The sequence below is a fragment of the Polyangiaceae bacterium genome (assembly GCA_020633235.1).
Taxonomy (GTDB): domain Bacteria; phylum Myxococcota_A; class Polyangia; order Polyangiales; family Polyangiaceae; genus JACKEA01.
The window spans coordinates 514,796-528,314 of the sequence record JACKEA010000002.1; the positions used below are offsets into that span (position 1 = coordinate 514,796).

At 67.5% G+C, this 13,519-nt stretch carries 15 protein-coding genes; 7 read left to right on the forward strand and 8 right to left on the reverse strand.

Annotated elements, in window-relative coordinates:
• Positions 1-6 precede the first annotated feature (6 nt).
• Positions 7-1,032 (reverse strand): PA0069 family radical SAM protein, encoded by a 1,026-nt coding sequence (locus H6717_12845; protein MCB9577902.1) that lies wholly within the window; start codon positions 1,030-1,032, stop codon positions 7-9.
• A gap of 100 nt (positions 1,033-1,132) precedes the next feature.
• Here H6717_12845 and H6717_12850 point away from each other — a divergent pair, with 100 nt between their 5' ends.
• Complete coding sequence (locus tag H6717_12850) at positions 1,133-1,732, forward strand: TetR/AcrR family transcriptional regulator (GenBank protein MCB9577903.1); 600 nt, start codon at positions 1,133-1,135, stop codon at positions 1,730-1,732.
• The gene (locus H6717_12855) at positions 1,729-3,270 is read left to right on the forward strand and encodes a M81 family metallopeptidase (GenBank protein MCB9577904.1); all 1,542 of its coding nucleotides are present in this window, start codon (positions 1,729-1,731) and stop codon (positions 3,268-3,270) included. The genes H6717_12850 and H6717_12855 overlap by 4 nt, the downstream gene beginning before the upstream one ends.
• Here the strand turns inward: H6717_12855 and H6717_12860 are convergent.
• From H6717_12860 to H6717_12870, 3 genes are all read right to left on the reverse strand, one after another.
• Positions 3,260-4,408 (reverse strand): hypothetical protein, encoded by a 1,149-nt coding sequence (locus H6717_12860; protein ID MCB9577905.1) that lies wholly within the window; start codon positions 4,406-4,408, stop codon positions 3,260-3,262. The genes H6717_12855 and H6717_12860 overlap by 11 nt on opposite strands.
• A 9-nt stretch (positions 4,409-4,417) precedes the next feature.
• Positions 4,418-4,816, reverse strand: a complete 399-nt coding sequence (locus H6717_12865; protein MCB9577906.1) for a DUF814 domain-containing protein — start codon at positions 4,814-4,816, stop codon at positions 4,418-4,420.
• A 120-nt stretch (positions 4,817-4,936) separates the two neighbouring features.
• Complete coding sequence (locus tag H6717_12870; protein ID MCB9577907.1) at positions 4,937-7,195, reverse strand: isopeptide-forming domain-containing fimbrial protein; 2,259 nt, start codon at positions 7,193-7,195, stop codon at positions 4,937-4,939.
• A gap of 141 nt (positions 7,196-7,336) precedes the next feature.
• On the opposite strand from H6717_12870, the gene H6717_12875 reads away from it, so the two are divergent.
• Positions 7,337-8,107: a carbohydrate-binding family 9-like protein gene (locus H6717_12875; GenBank protein MCB9577908.1), complete on the forward strand. Its 771-nt coding sequence runs from the start codon at positions 7,337-7,339 to the stop codon at positions 8,105-8,107.
• Positions 8,108-8,192: 85 nt separating this feature from the next.
• On the opposite strand, the gene H6717_12880 is transcribed toward H6717_12875, so the two are convergent.
• The 3 genes from H6717_12880 to H6717_12890 are packed head-to-tail and all read right to left on the reverse strand — an operon-like array spanning position 8,193 to position 9,853.
• Positions 8,193-8,477 carry a hypothetical protein gene (locus H6717_12880; protein MCB9577909.1) on the reverse strand — a complete coding sequence of 95 codons (285 nt, stop codon included), beginning with the start codon at positions 8,475-8,477 and terminating at the stop codon, positions 8,193-8,195.
• Between the two features lie 27 nt (positions 8,478-8,504).
• Positions 8,505-8,948 (reverse strand): hypothetical protein, encoded by a 444-nt coding sequence (locus H6717_12885; protein ID MCB9577910.1) that lies wholly within the window; start codon positions 8,946-8,948, stop codon positions 8,505-8,507.
• Positions 8,945-9,853 carry a carboxypeptidase regulatory-like domain-containing protein gene (locus H6717_12890; GenBank protein MCB9577911.1) on the reverse strand — a complete coding sequence of 303 codons (909 nt, stop codon included), beginning with the start codon at positions 9,851-9,853 and terminating at the stop codon, positions 8,945-8,947. Before H6717_12890 ends, H6717_12885 begins: the two co-directional genes overlap by 4 nt.
• A 165-nt stretch (positions 9,854-10,018) precedes the next feature.
• Here H6717_12890 and H6717_12895 point away from each other — a divergent pair, with 165 nt between their 5' ends.
• Positions 10,019-10,426, forward strand: a complete 408-nt coding sequence (locus H6717_12895) for a hypothetical protein (GenBank protein MCB9577912.1) — start codon at positions 10,019-10,021, stop codon at positions 10,424-10,426.
• A gap of 48 nt (positions 10,427-10,474) precedes the next feature.
• Complete coding sequence (locus H6717_12900; protein ID MCB9577913.1) at positions 10,475-10,762, forward strand: hypothetical protein; 288 nt, start codon at positions 10,475-10,477, stop codon at positions 10,760-10,762.
• A 1-nt stretch (position 10,763) separates the two neighbouring features.
• Here H6717_12900 and H6717_12905 read toward each other — a convergent pair whose 3' ends face one another.
• Positions 10,764-11,957 (reverse strand): hypothetical protein, encoded by a 1,194-nt coding sequence (locus H6717_12905; protein ID MCB9577914.1) that lies wholly within the window; start codon positions 11,955-11,957, stop codon positions 10,764-10,766.
• 251 nt (positions 11,958-12,208) lie between these two features.
• Here H6717_12905 and H6717_12910 point away from each other — a divergent pair, with 251 nt between their 5' ends.
• Together H6717_12910 and H6717_12915 are read left to right on the forward strand one after the other, a co-directional pair.
• Positions 12,209-12,865 carry a DUF1361 domain-containing protein gene (locus tag H6717_12910; protein MCB9577915.1) on the forward strand — a complete coding sequence of 219 codons (657 nt, stop codon included), beginning with the start codon at positions 12,209-12,211 and terminating at the stop codon, positions 12,863-12,865.
• 43 nt (positions 12,866-12,908) lie between these two features.
• Positions 12,909-13,517, forward strand: coding sequence for a DUF924 domain-containing protein (locus H6717_12915; protein MCB9577916.1), 609 nt, complete (start codon positions 12,909-12,911; stop codon positions 13,515-13,517).
• Positions 13,518-13,519: the final 2 nt, after the last annotated feature.

Genomic DNA, 13,519 nt, shown 5'->3' on the forward strand with positions numbered 1-13,519 from the left:
AGCGCGTCAGTCGAACAGCCGGAGCTGGCCGCCGCGGTCCGTCGGGCGACGGAAGGTGGTGCTCGGCTCGGGCTCGACGGACGCGCCCGTCGCGAGGCCCACCCGCGCTGCGGCCTTCTGGAACAGCTCGGCGATGGCGTCGGCGTAGTGCCCGCTCCCGCTCATGCGCGACCCGAAGCGCGGATCGTTCAGCCGCCCGCCGCGCACCTCGCGGGTACGCGCCAAGATCTTGTCCGCTCGGAGCGGCAGCTGCTCCCGCAGGCGCTGTTCGAAGACCTGCTTCACGCTACCGGGAAGCCGCAGCACGATGAACGCCGCGCGGCGAGCGCCGGCGTCGGCCGCCGCCTGCAGGATCTTCGGGATGTCGCGATCTCCGAGGCCCGGGATCACCGGAGCCACGTTGACCGTCACGGGGATGTCCGCCGCTGCCAGGCGCCGGATCGTTTCGAAGCGACGCGCCGGAGTCGGGGTCAGAGGCTCGATGGCCCGGGCGATACGCGCGTCCCAGAACGGGATGCTCACGGAGACACCGATGCGGGCATGGGCCGCGAGCTCCCGAAGCACGTCGATGTCCCGCTCCACCAAGGTGCCCTTGGTGATGACGTGAGTCGGGTTGCGGTAGTCCGCGAGCACCTCCAAGCAGCCACGGGTGAGCCGGCACTCCGCCTCCAGCGGTTGATACGGATCGGTGTTGCCGCTGAGCACCACGAGCTCGCCCTGCCAGGAGCGTTTCTCCAGGGCAGCGCGGAGCAGCGTGGGCGCCTCGCGCTTCACCAGGATCTTTCGCTCGAAGTCGCTGCCCGTGCCGAGACCCAGGTACTCGTGGCTGGGGCGCGCGTAGCAGTAGGCGCATCCGTGAAGGCAGCCGCGGTAGGGATTGACGCTGAAGCGGAAGCCGACGTCGGGGCTGTCGTTCTCCGCCACGATGGAACGGCTGTGGTCGTCGATCAGCACCAGATCCGCTGGGGGCGCTGGAACCTCCAGCTCCACCTCCCGCGCGAAGAAGCGGTTCTTTGGATTTTGCCGAGGGATCGCCCGCACCACGGAGAAGAATACTGAACATCCGTCACGGCTCCAGACATTTTTTACTGACACATCGTCAGGAAACTGTTATCTGACGATTCGTCAAACAATGGCGCGCCCCGCACAGCTCGACAAACGCCGTGATCTCGCTCGCCAAGCGGTCACCGTCCTTGCCGCCAAAGGGCTCGATCTCCCCTTCGCGCGCTTGGCGGAGGAGCTCGGCGTGAAGCGGCCCACGCTGCTCTATCACTTCCCCACCAAGAGCCACATCGTCGAGGCGGCCCTCGAGGACTTGCTCACGGAGCAGGCCGCCTACGTGCTCACTCGCATCGAGCAGCACTCCCATCCCATCGATCGGCTCTACGCACAGGTGCGCGCGGTGCACGCCTTCCACCACGGTCGCGAGGAACGCATCGTGATGCTGTCTCAGGCGATCGCCGCCGGCGGTGGGCGCATGCAGGAGATCGTCGACATCGGCAACCGCGTGTTCGAAGCGCATCGAAAGGAGGCCGCACGCCGCCTTCGCGAAGGAGTGGCGCAGGGGACCGTGTGGCCATGCGACGCGGACGCACTGGTGAACCTGGTGCGTTCGGTCATCGACGGCTTGATGGTGCAACGGGTCATGACGCAGGTCGACCTGACACCGATTCACGAATTTCTGTGGCAGCGCGTGCTCGCGCCGCTCAAGAGGAACCCGGAGGCATCATGAAGTTCTCTCGACGTCTGGGCCGCGGCCATCAACCGCTGCGCATCGGCTACGGCCGCATCTTCCACGAGGCCAACGCGTTCTCGCCGCTGTCGACCACGCGCCAGGACTTCGAGCGCATGCACAGCCTCGAGGGCGCGGCCCTGGCGCGGGCCGCGTCGCTGTCGGGGGCGGAGCTCGCGGGTTACATGCCCCACGCGGAGCTGACGGGATTCGTGCAGGCCGCGCGGGCCGCGGGCGGCGTGACGACGATCCCCCTGTCGTCCCACCTGGCCGTGCCCGGCGGTCCGCTCACCGAGGAGTGCTTCGAAGGGCTCGCGAGCCAGCTGCTGTCGGAGATCGAAGCGGCGCTGCCAATGGACGGCGTGTATCTCGCACTGCACGGCTCCATGGAGGTCCACGGCTTGAAGCAGGCGCCGGAGGCGGTCTTGCTCCGTCGCGTGCGAGATCTCGTGGGCACTCGGACCAAGATCGCCGTCAGCTACGATCTGCACGCGAACCTCTCCCCCGGGTTGGTCGATCCGGTGGACGTGCTGGTGGCGTACCGCACCAATCCCCACTGGGACCTGGCGCCCACCGGGTTCCGGGCGGGCAATCGATTGATCCGTGCGTTGCGGGGCCAGGTGGCTCCGGTGCACGCCTGGCGCAAGCTGCCGATGGTGCTGGGCGGCGGCACTACCATCGATTTCCTGGCGCCAATGCGAAAGGTGTTCCGCGCAATGCGACGCATGGAGCGCGACGCCAAGGTGCTCAGCGCAAGCCTGTTCATGGTGCATCCCTACACCTCGGCTCCGGATCTCGGCTGGGCCGTGCACGTGTGTACGGACGGCGACGCCGCCCTGGCCGAGCGTCTCGCGGACCAGCTCGCGGAGCTGGCCTGGGCGGAGCGGGACGTGCTTCCGCCCAAGTTCCGTTCCTTGCCGGATGCGCTGAAAGAGACGCGGAGGAGCCCATGGCGGCGACTGGGGCCGGTGACGCTGGTGGACGTAGACGACATCGTCGGTGCCGGCGCCCCCGGCGGCAACACTCACTTCGTCCGCGAGCTGGTGGCGGAAGGTCCGGATCTATCGGCGCTGGTGCCGGTGCACGATCCCGGAGCCGTGGCCGCGGTTTGGGATCGCGACGTGGGCGAAGAGGTCGTCGTCACCCTGAGCGGCACGCCGGGCTACGGCCAACCCTCCGTGGAGCTCACGGCGACCGTGCGCGCCAAACAGGACGCGGACTTCGGCAAGACGGTGCGGCTCGAGATCGGTCGCCTTCAGGTGGCCATCTCCGAGCGCCCGCCCCTGCCCATCCACCCCAAGTTCTGGCGAGAGCTCGGCGTAGATCCTCGCCGGGCCGATGTCATCGTGCAGAAGAACTTCTTTCACTACCGCATGTTCTATCTGACGATCTCGCCCTCCCACCTGCCGGTGAAGAGCGCGGGGGCGACGAGCTTCGATCACGTCGCTGAGCGCAACTATCGCGTCCCTACCCATCCGGGCACGCGCCTCTCGAGCTGGCGGGAGCACGACCTGGCCCTCCGCGGCATCAGCGGCTGAAGGGCCCCGGCTCCTCGGCGTCCAGCGTCACACTGGGCGCCGGCTCGACCCAGCGGCGAACGCGAAACCAGTCGACGTCCACCCAGCCCAGGGATTTGGTGTCTCGATTGGCGAGCGGGACGCCGACGCGCACGGGATCCGAGAGTCCCGTGAAGGTCATGGCCGTGCCGATTTCCTCCCAGCTCTCGCCGTCCGCGGAGCGCCACGCGCGGGAGCTCTGTCCCAGCCGCGTGACGCGCGCGAACGCCGGGATCGGATTCGGCCCGGGCACCGTGTCCTGAGCCGTATCGCCGCCCGGTGCGACCCGATACGCGTTGGTGAACGCCGCAGCTCCGTTCATCGGCGCCGCGATCCGCTGCTGCGATCCGGCGTCGAGGGACTGCCGCACCATCACGCCACCGACCTTGGCGTCCGCGCCCAGGGCACCGCCGCTGGCAGCCACGCGGCAGTCCGCCACGAAGTCGCCGCTCACCTCTCGACTCACCAGCACGAGCTCGTCGGACGTACCTCCGATGTCGTCGCCCAGGGCTTCGATGTGCAGCTTGCCGGCGTCTTGGTTGAGAAGGCCGACGGCGCCGCCGATCTGCGACAGCTTCCAGTGGGGATCCAGCGTGCCGTCCTCGAAATCGTCCCACACCAGGTACACGTGGGAGCGATCTTCGTCCGCCATCCCGGCTTCGTTGTCGCCGTAGTACACGTAGTAGCTGTCGTCCGTGGGCGTGGTCACGTCCGCCAGCAGCGAGAACTCGATGCGCGTGGTCGCGGACGCCCAAGAAGCGCCCAGGGCGAGCACCCGCGTGACCTCCACCAGCTTGCCGCTCTCGCGACGAAGAACGCGCAGGTCGTGGCCATCTGCTGCGCATTTCCCGGCGGCGACCAACGCCGCGTGATCCAGCTCGAAGGACACCGTGAGCCCCGTCGGCAGTTGTCCGTTCGAAGCCTCCACGTGAAGCCGCCGCCGGTAGGCGTAGGGCAGCAGGACGGCGGCGTCGCTGCCCGGAAATCCGCCACTGCCGCCCGCGTCCACGCCGCCGCTGTCTCCACCGTCTTGTGGAAATGGGCCCTCGTGGCTGCCCCGACCATTCAGGGAGCAGGACAGGAGCGCGAGCGCGACGCCGACGGTGACCGATGGTCGCACTCGGTCAGTCTACACCTCATCGTCTTCGTCGGCGGCGAAGAGGCGATCCGGTCTCACCTTGATGCGCTCGAAACGCTTGATCTGCACCAAGCCGGGCTTGGCGCCGCGGGGCTTGGATACGTCGGCGGCGCGGCACACGTGCACTTCCACCTTGGGGGCGCCGCGCGCCTTGGAGTACCAGGCCGCGAGGGCCGCCGCGCGCTCCAGCACCTCCCGCGGCACCGCTTCGCGCTCTGGGTTGCGAATCACGACGTGGCTCCCCGGCGTGCCCCCGCCGACGTGCATCCAAACGTCATTGGGGCGCGCGACGTGAAACGTGAGCTCGTCGTTCTCGCGCGCTCCGCGCCCCACGAGCACCTCGAAGCCGTCGATGGTCACGCTGCGATAGGGACGCCCACGACTCGACATGGCGGCGGAGGATAACCACAAAAACCCGAAGCCGCCTTGCGGCGGCTTCGGGAGTGCGCTCCGCGCCGGCGGTCACCCCAAGGGGGCGCGGGGTGACCACCGGCGCTGATTCGAGCGCGTTCAGAGGCTGCTCGGCCCCTCGGCGCCGGTCCTCCTGCGACGGAGAACGAGCAAACCCAAGCCGAGCAGAAGTCCGAAGGCACCGGCGGAACGCCCGCCTGCGCCGGAGGGCACGCGACAGCCGCAGCCGCCGTCGTCCCCCGAATCCTGGGCGCCATTCTTGACGCCGCCCGTCCCCGGCAGGCCACCCTGGCCGCCTTGGCCGCCGGTGCCGCTGCCGACCGGCACGCACTGACCGATGCTCGAGTCCTTGCTGGTGCACTCCAAGCCATCGGGGCAGCCGTTGCCGTCCACGCCGCGACAACCGTCGGTGCAGGTCTGGGTGCCGTTGAGGTCACAGACCTTGCCGCTCGTCTGGTTGCCGCAGTCGCTGTCCTTTTCGCAACCGCAGAAGTTCGAGTTGTCCTGCGCCGTGCGGCACACCGGCCCGTTCGGGTCGTTCGCGCACTTGCTGGGATCCTCCGGGGTGCAGAGGTTGCAGGTGCCGGTGTACGTGTTGCAAGCGGGTTTCTCGGCGCTGCACTTGGTCTTGTTGGTCTCCGAGCACTCACCGCAGTGGCCGTCCGGCTGACAGGCGGGGAAGTTCGGATCGGTGCAGTCCGCGTCCGAAGCGCAGGGCTGGCAGGTCTTGGTCGTGGCGTCGCAGTGCGGCTTCTCCGCGGGGCAGTCCGCGTCGGTGTTGCACTCCTGAATCGTCACGATCGTGGGCTGCGAGCCCGGGGTGACGGGATCGCCGTCCGACAGCCAGCTCTTCTGACCGCCGCCGGCCTCACCGGAGGCCTTGATCTCGCCTTGGTTCGGAATGCTGCCGGTGAGCGCCTTGACCTTGGCGTGGAACTTCACCGTCACCGTGGTGCCAATGGTCACCTTGCCGCCAGCGGAACCGGTAGCGCCGGTGCCGAGGTGCACGGTGATGGTCTTGCTGGTGGCGTCGTAGTCCGCCTCGTCCGAGTCCTTCGCGTCGGTCTTCACGCCAGTCGCGCCGCCGGCGGTGATCTCGATGCTGCCGGGCACGAACTCGAGCCCGGGGTCGACCACGTCCGTGAGCACGGTCTGAATCGCGACGTCGTTCCCGGTGTTCTTGGCCGTGAGCGTGTACTCGATCTCGTCACCCACCACCAAAGCGCCGCCGTTCAGGTCCTTCGCCGTCTTCTCGAAGTCGGGGAAGTCGGGGCTCTTGTTGGTGATGCTGGTGACGAAGCCGCCGAGCAAGAAGATATCCAGGCTGCTCTCGGCACCGACCTTGGCGCTGGTGTCGCCCGCGGTGACGAGCTGGCTCACGTTGGCGGTGTCGAGGTCGTAGCCCGCCATGGTGCCGGCCTTGCCGCTCAGCTTGGGCACGTCGGCGCTACCGCTGACGGCGGAGCCCAAGTAGCTGCGAGAGCTGTTGAAAAAGTTGTCTTGCGGGTTCTCCGCGTCCGACAGCTTCTGACCATTGAAGGTGAAGAAGTCGCCCGTGTAGACCTTGTCGCCTTCGTAAGTGAAGGCCGTCATCTTGGCGGTGAAGCCGTTGGGCACCAAGAAGCCGCTGAGGGTGACCTCCGCCTTTTCCTGACCGGGGAAGCCCGGATCCACGGAAGTGAAGCCGTCGAACAGCGCGAGGTTCCTGAGCTCGTCGCCCGGCTTCTCGTAGAACACCACCAGGGTCCAAGCCGAGAAGGCGCGGTCCACGTCCATGCCGGGCAGGGCCAAGGCGTCGACGTCGCTGATGCGGAAGTCTCCCGCGCCCCACTGCGCGACGTAGTTCGTCACGTCGCCCGTGGATTGGTAGTAGTACCAGTCCGGGTGGCTCGAGAAGCCGTAGTCGATCACCCAGGAGTCGTCGGCGGTCACCGTGGTCTGCGGCCCGCCGAGCCAGTCGAGGATCACCGAAGTGTCCGCAGTGTTGCCGACCTTGAGCGCGCCCCAGTACAGGCGCGCGTAGGTCACCTTCGCGCCGGAGGGCATCACCAGCGTCGCGCTCGAGCGCGCCTTGTCGGCGGTGATGGTGGCGTTGGCGTCATTGTCGCGCCAAAACAGATCCGGCGCCGTGTCCGCCACGTTGGCCTGCGTACTGCAGGTCGTGGTGGTGCTGCTCGGCGGAGCCGGAACGTCAGCGGAGCAATCCACGGCCAGGGTGTTGCCGAACACCACGACGTCTCCCTGCTGGTCCGCCTGATGGCGAAGCGTGGGAGGCGCCGCGGAAGAGGCCGTGGCGATGGAACCCAAAAGACCAAGAGTCGAAGCGCCCAAGACGAAGCGGGTGTGCCGTAGGACCATGTGCCCACTTTTACTACTTGTACCTACATCTGACTACAGAAAATTTGGCCCCCGGGCGGAAATTGTCGTAGCCGCGCCGAGCCAACATACAAATGCCCAATATCGTTGAACTTATTTAGCGGCGTGGTAGCACCTTGGGGCATGAGAGCTGGATGGCTGCTGCTGGCGATGGCGTTGGGGGGCTGTGACAAGCCGGGCCCGGACGAACCCTTCGTGAGCCGGGCGGACGGCACCCTCCCCGAGCTCGTCGTGAAGCGCGTGGACGACGACGCGATCAGCATCGACGGCATCATCGACGAAGCCGCGTGGAAGAGCGCCGCCAGCACCGGGCCCTTCGTGAGCCCGGGCAATGGGGAGCCGAACAAACGCTCCAAGGTGAACGCCACGGCGCGCATGTTGTGGAGCGAAGAGCACCTGTTCGTCGCCATCACCGTGTGGGACAAGGATCCCGAGTCGCCCTTCGATCCCGAAACGGTGGACCCTCACGTGTGGGCCAAGGCGAGCGGCGTCGAGCTCATGTTGCAGCCCGGTGATCCGAAGGACAACCGCGACTACTACGAGCTACAAGTCGACGTGCATGGCGCGGTGTGGGACACGCGCTTCGACGACTACAACAAACCCATCAGTGGCGGTCCCGACGACGCGCACAAGCGCTTCGGACATCAGGACTGGAAGAGCGCCATCACACGCGCCACTCAAGAGAACGACGCCGACTGGGTGGTGGAGATCGCGCTGCCGTGGAAGAGCATCACGAACGCGCGAGTCCCGGTTCCACCTCGCCGGGACGACGTGTGGCGCGCGAACCTGTACAGCTTCCGTGACGGCCAGAGCGACGCCCTCGCCTGGTCACCGATCCTGGGCAAGGGCAACTTCCACAAGGCGGAACGCTTCGGGAAACTCCTGTTTCACTGATTCTTGTCGCTACGCCGCGGAACCACCCTGACGCCGCGCACGACCGGTGGCTCTTGATGTCGGTGCGGCGCAAAACCTCGCGCCATCACTTGCCCAAGAATCCGTGCAGCTCGGTGAGCGCGGTGTTCATGCTCTGGGGAGAGGTGCCGCCGTAGCTGCCGAAGCCCTTCCACACGATCTTCATCGTCTTCAGATCGACGATGTAGCTCCACTCGCGGCTCACCAGCTCAGTGAGCGTCTGCCCGTCCTTCGGTTTCACCACCGTGACGTGCAAGTCCTCCGCCTTGATCCAGGAAACCAAGTCCCCGGAGTAGAGCACGTCCACGACGATGCCGCCTGCCTCGATAGCCGCTTGACCGTTCGCACCCAAGACCTGGGCTGCCTGCTTACAACCGGGTCAAGTGGATGCGGATATGTGTATCAAGCCGTACGCCTTGCCGCTCTTGCGCATGGCGTCCGTGCCGTAGTCCACGTAGGGCAGCGTGTCGCTCGACACCGCGCCGGTGTCGTTCACGTAGCCCTCCCAAGCGAGGTTCGCGATGGTGTCCCCCACCTCGTTGCCGTAGGGACCGGCGGGGTACTCCGCGGCGATGCCTCCGGTGCCGGCAACCCCGGCCACGCCCGCAACGCCCGCGGCTCCTCCGGTGAGCGTCCCGCCGCTGCCACCGGTGAGCGTCCCGCCCGTGCCGCCCGTGAGCGTGCCGCCGCTGCCACCGGAAACGGCGCCGGCAGCGCCGCCGGTCGCGACACTACCGCCGGAGTCATCCGAGCCGCAGGCGAGGACGAAGGCAAACACGGCTCCGCTGAGCACACTGACGACGGCGAGCTTTCGACGCTTCATGACTTCTCCCTGATCCCTACCCAGGTAAGGTACCCGACGCCCTCGCCCGGATCCATCTCGATGCGGGAACCATCCGCGCTGACGGCGCCGGTGGCCACCACCTGAAACTGTCCGGCCGGCACCCACTCGGGAAACAGATAGCTGCCCAAGCCCAAGATCTCCACGGGGGTGCCGGCGGCCAAGCCGACGTTGTCGAACGAGAGCCGCACCTCGGTGGACGCGTTCGATGCGTCGCGCATCGCGGCCTCGAACGGCGTGAGCTGGTACAGCGCAGCGAGACCGAGCGCCGGGTCGGCGAAGGCAGCCATGTGCGCGTCGGGAATGCGCAGGGCGCGGAACATCTTGCCGACGTCGCCGAGCTCGATGTCCTCCACGTCGATTTTCACGCTGACGCCGTCGGGCACCTCCAGCGTGACGCCGCCCGAGCTCACCGTCTGCGCCGGAGCCCCCGCCTTGTCGCTCTTGACGACGAGGGCGGGACCCGTGGCGGGCAGATCGAGGACGAGCAGATCGCCGACGGGCACGCTGCCGCTCGCGGCGGAGGGCAACGCGAAGTAGAAGCTCGTGCGGTTCGGGCGACCGTGGGGCAGCGTGGAGTAGGCCGCGGGGTCCAAGCGCGCAGCTACGGACACGGTGAACGCGCCGTTCGCGTCGCTCTCGCCGTAGTAGCAAATACCGCCGCACACGCTGACCGAGAGCGAAGGCACGCCGGCCCCCGACGCGTCCACCACGCGGCCCGAGACGGAGTCGATGCAGCGCGCCGCCGGCGATGGATCGCCGTCACACGCCGCAGCGCCCCCCTGACCTCCCGCGCCGCCGGCCCCGCCGCTCCCCGACGCGTCGGCCTCCGACGAGCTGCACGCGACGCACAGCGCGCCCGCGACGATGACCTCGATGATCCGCATCATGGAAGCTTACAGCTTCTTTCCTTGACGGGTGACACGTGGGCGCCCCACAACCCCGCAGGAGGCCTGTACGGCGCATGACCCGCGGCCGGGTCGTGGCTCGCGCCGCAGCGACAAAAGAAGCCTGCGCTTGACTCGAGGCGAGCGGCGGAAAACCCTTGGAGCATGATGACGCTGCGCGGCGCGCTGATCTTTGGGGCCACGTTCCTGGCGCTGGCCTCGGCGTGCGGCGAGGACGAGCCGCTCCGGAGCTCGCCCCTGGCGGCTGCGGGCAGCGGCGCGATCGACTCCGGCGGAGGGGGTGCGAGCACCGGTGGAAGCAGCGGTAGCGCGGGCAGCGCGGTGGATGCAGCGGCCGACGCGAACGACGCCGGCGCGGACTCCGGCATCGACGCCACGCTCGACGCGACCCCGGATGCGCTGGCGGATGCGGATCTGGATGCCCCGGCGGGGCCAGTTCCGGACTTCTCCCTCGTCGACGAGAACCCGACCTCGGCGAGCTACCAACAGACGATCTCTCCCGGGCTGTTCAAGGGGCAGATCTCCGCCTGGTACTTCGGGCACTCGACCTGAAGCTACTGTAGTAGCCAGTTTGGCTACCTGGACCAGCTGCAGACGGACGTGAACGCCGAGACCACCGCTCTCGAGATCCACGTCCTCGGGGTGAACGGCATCGGCCTGGAGAGCGGCAACGGATCCATCACCGCGGGGCGCGACATCCCCTGGCTGCAAGACGTCGCCGCCGAGGACGTGTGGACCCAGTGGCAGGTCACCTATCGTGACGTCGTGATCGTGGGGCCCCAGAGCACCAAGGTCGGCGTGTACAACCTGACGCTGCACGACCTCGCGGATCCCACGAACTACGCGGAGCTCCGGCAGCTGCTCCTGGACGCAGCGAACGCGCCCTGAGTCAGTTGAAGTCGTAGACCTCGAGCAGCGCACCGCTCTGACGATCGTAGGCGCCGAACCAAACGCTGTCGGAGCCGGGGAACACCACGTCCGGGTGCGAGAACACCACCGTGGTCGCAAAGTCGTGGGCGTAGGGGTCGTCTTCGGGATCGGTGAGCTCGCTCACCTTCGAGGCGCTCACGGCGGCTTGTGCCTGCGCGAGGGAGTTGCCCCCCATGGCGGCCACGTCGGCGCCGTGGGCCGCGTACCAGTCGACCAGGTGCGTCGACAAATCCTGAGCGAATACGTTCGCCGAAGGCGCCGCCTGAGCGCCGCACACCTGCACCTCGCGGTAGCTGCCGCAGTCGCCGAGATCGGCCCCGGCGGTGGCGGCGATACACTGGGAAACCTCGGCCTGGCACTCGGGATCCGGCCACACGGAGTACGGGTCCAACGTGGTCATGGACAGCGAAAGCACCTTGAGCTCGAGCTCCGCGTGCTTCTCCAGAGGCTCGGCAGCTAGCGTGATGGTGTTGCCCGCGGGGAAGCCCGCCGCCATCAAGCTCTCGTAGGTCCAGTCGAAGTCGACCTCGGTCGTGCTGACGGGATTCACGCTCACGGCTCCGGAGACCGACAGCGCCGAAAGCGCGTCGTCGCCTCGGACGTGACCGCGGTAGCGGAGCGGATTCTGCTCGTCGCGAACGTACACCGGTCGCACCACGGTGCTCGGGTGGAGCGCGCTCGAGCCGTGAAAGGATCCGAGCCGCGGCACCAGCTGAAAGCGCGCGGTGTAGTGGTTGGGGCTGCCCGTGGTGGTGTCGATGTTCACCAGGATGGGCATGCCGGACAGCAGCGTGTTGATCTCGTGTCCCTCGTCGAGCACCACCTCGAGCTTCCGGGCGCTCACCACGTTGGTGGTGCCGAAGGCGTCGTCCGGCACCCACGAGAACGCGGAAGCGAGATTCCGACTGGTGCGGGCGTGGATCGTGACCCGCGGTCCCGCCGGGCCTGCGTCCACAGTGGCCAGCTTGCGAACCCAAAGCGTGGTGACGCCGGTGCGAACGCGCAGCTCCACGCTGTCCGCCTTGCCGTCGTCCACCTGCTCCGCGGTGTCGGGTCCCGGCGCTTCGCTGTCCACGGGAGCCGGCGCGGGATCCGCCCCGCATCCCGAGAGCGCCAACACCAAGCCCAATGCGAAGAGGATGCGGTTCGCCATGTGTGGTTCACTAAGTGAGATAATGTACGGCAGCAAGCGACATTGTCATGAAAGGTAGTTCAAAGCCGTAGTCGTCGGATCTTACTGAGAATTTTCTCCAGCGGTGATGGGTCTCGATCATTTTTGTGGGTCCGCCGCGAGTCTTCGCGGTTCGCCACCGTGCAGAGCGCGTGCAGCCCTGGTGAAGTCTTCGCGGGGCGGCCCGAGCGTCATGGAATGGCGATCGTCGTCGTGGCGTACTCGGCTGCGGGATGAAGGAACGACTCGACACGCTGCTCACCGCCGCACGTCGGCATCAGCTGCTTGCGGTAGGGGCCTCCGCCGCCCTGGCCATCGCGCTGCTCGCAGGACGCATGGTCCACGTCCGAAGCCACGCCTTCGCGTTCCTCGCCTGGAATCTGATCCTGGCGTTCATCCCCTGGTCCGTGAGCTTCTTCGCCACCAGCGTGAAGAGCGAGTGGCGCTGGCTCCTGCTCCCGGTGTGGCTGGTGTTCTTCCCCAACGCACCGTACCTGGTGACGGACTTCGTTCACCTGCGCTCCCGGCCGCCCGTCCCGGTCTGGTACGACGTGGGCATGCTCACGTCCTTCGCTTGGGCGGGGCTCTTGTGTGCCGTCACTTCTCTCGGCGCCGTCCATTCCGAAGTGGAGCGCAGCGCCGGTCGCGCCGCAGGCTGGCTGTTCGTCGCCGGCGTCTCCAGCCTCACCGGTTACGGTATCTACCTCGGACGCTTCTTGCGCAAGAACTCCTGGGACGTCCTGCTCGATCCACTCGATCTCGCTCGCACCCTCGCCTCCCCGCTGCTCAATCCGGCCGAGCAATTTCGGACCTTCGTCGTTGCAGCGCTGTTCGGCTCTTTGATGCTGGTGGTGTACGGCGCGTTCCGCACGCGGCCGACCGCGCCCTGAAGGTTTGACGGCGTCCTCCGTCGTCCGCCATAGTGCTCGACGGATGGGCAACAGCGACATCGAAGAGGTGATCGATTTCTGGATTGGTGAGCCGCTGCCGGACGGCAGCCTTCCGAAGGAGCGCTTCGCGCGCTTCTGGCGCAAGGACCCGGAGCTCGACCAAGAGATCCGCGAGCGCTTTGGCGCACTGCGCGAGCGCGCGGCGCAGGGACAGCTCGACGACTGGGCGAAGACGCCGCGCGGTCGAGCCGCGCTGATCATCCTCATCGATCAGTTCTCGCGCAACATCCACCGCGACAGCAGCCGGGCCTTCGAGGCCGACGAGCGGGCGCAGCGCCTGGCCCTCGAAGGCATCGACGGCGGCGCGCTCGAGGAGCTGCCGCCGATGCTCCGTTACTTCCTGGTGATGCCGCTGATGCACGCGGAAGATCTGGCGCTGCAAGAGCGCTGCATCGCCGAGTTCGACAAGCTCGCGGCGAACGCCGGCTCCCCTGCCCTGCGAGAGCTGTTCGCTCAGGGCGCGGAGTTCGCAGGGAAGCACCGCGACATCATCGCGCGCTTTGCTCGCTTCCCGCACCGCAACCAAGTGCTCGACCGCACCAGCACTCCGGAAGAGAGCCTGTTCCTCACCCAGCCCGGCTCCTCCTTCTGAGC

Bases quoted from the DNA above. Each gene is read 5' to 3' on its own strand.
- H6717_12905 (MCB9577914.1), bottom strand. From the start codon at position 11,957: ATGGCGAACCGCATCCTCTTCGCATTGGGCTTGGTGTTGGCGCTCTCG.
- H6717_12915 (MCB9577916.1), top strand. From the start codon at position 12,909: ATGGGCAACAGCGACATCGAAGAGGTGATCGATTTCTGGATTGGTGAG.
- H6717_12850 (MCB9577903.1), top strand. From the start codon at position 1,133: ATGGCGCGCCCCGCACAGCTCGACAAACGCCGTGATCTCGCTCGCCAA.
- H6717_12885 (MCB9577910.1), bottom strand. From the start codon at position 8,948: ATGAAGCGTCGAAAGCTCGCCGTCGTCAGTGTGCTCAGCGGAGCCGTG.
- H6717_12870 (MCB9577907.1), bottom strand. From the start codon at position 7,195: ATGGTCCTACGGCACACCCGCTTCGTCTTGGGCGCTTCGACTCTTGGT.
- H6717_12890 (MCB9577911.1), bottom strand. From the start codon at position 9,853: ATGCGGATCATCGAGGTCATCGTCGCGGGCGCGCTGTGCGTCGCGTGC.
- H6717_12910 (MCB9577915.1), top strand. From the start codon at position 12,209: ATGAAGGAACGACTCGACACGCTGCTCACCGCCGCACGTCGGCATCAG.
- H6717_12875 (MCB9577908.1), top strand. From the start codon at position 7,337: ATGAGAGCTGGATGGCTGCTGCTGGCGATGGCGTTGGGGGGCTGTGAC.
- H6717_12855 (MCB9577904.1), top strand. From the start codon at position 1,729: ATGAAGTTCTCTCGACGTCTGGGCCGCGGCCATCAACCGCTGCGCATC.
- H6717_12895 (MCB9577912.1), top strand. From the start codon at position 10,019: ATGATGACGCTGCGCGGCGCGCTGATCTTTGGGGCCACGTTCCTGGCG.
- H6717_12865 (MCB9577906.1), bottom strand. From the start codon at position 4,816: ATGTCGAGTCGTGGGCGTCCCTATCGCAGCGTGACCATCGACGGCTTC.